The organism is Collinsella sp. LCP21S3_D3, from assembly GCF_052118305.1.
Lineage (GTDB): Bacteria > Actinomycetota > Coriobacteriia > Coriobacteriales > Coriobacteriaceae > Collinsella.
The window spans coordinates 1-543 of record NZ_JBQKHK010000061.1; the positions used below are offsets into that span (position 1 = coordinate 1).

The 543-nt window shown below is 63.9% G+C and carries 1 protein-coding gene; it reads right to left on the reverse strand.

What is annotated here, in order from left to right:
- Window positions 1-392, reverse strand: a 392-nt coding sequence (locus ACTQ1S_RS09375) for a transposase (protein ID WP_441547572.1), incomplete at its 3' end; no start/stop codon positions are given.
- Between the last annotated feature and the right edge of the window lie 151 nt (window positions 393-543).

A 543-nucleotide genomic window follows, 5' to 3' on the forward strand; every position in this document is an offset into this window, starting at 1 on the left:
GCGTCCAGGCTCGAGGCGATTGCGCTCACCTGGTCCTTCGAGAGCCTGGAGACGCCCATCTTCTCGGCCACCCTCTGCACCTTGCGGGTGCTCGTGCCCGTGGCGTACATCTCGGCGACGGCGGCAACGAGGGCGCGGTCGACGCGCCGGTGGCGCTCGAGCACGTCCTCCGGGAAGAAGCTGCCGGAGCGCAGCTTGGGGATGCGCAGCGTCAGCGTGCCGACGCAGGTGGCGAGCGACCTCTCGCGGTAGCCGTTTCGGCTGTTCGCCCCGCCACCGCAGAGCTGGTCGGCCTCGGCGTCCATCACGGCGTTCACGACCTGCTCGGCGAGTCTGCGAAGCAGCTCCTGCATATCGATGGCGCCGTCGTCGAAACGGGGCATAGCGAGCATGTCCGGCGTCGGGTCTGATAAGATTTCCATAGCGGTCTTCGTCCTTTCCTAGAACCTGTTGTTGTGGTGATTTCAGATTCTAGGACGAAGGCCGTTCTTCGTTAAACGAGCGCTAGGGTGTCACCCTTACACCAACATTTTCGACGCGATC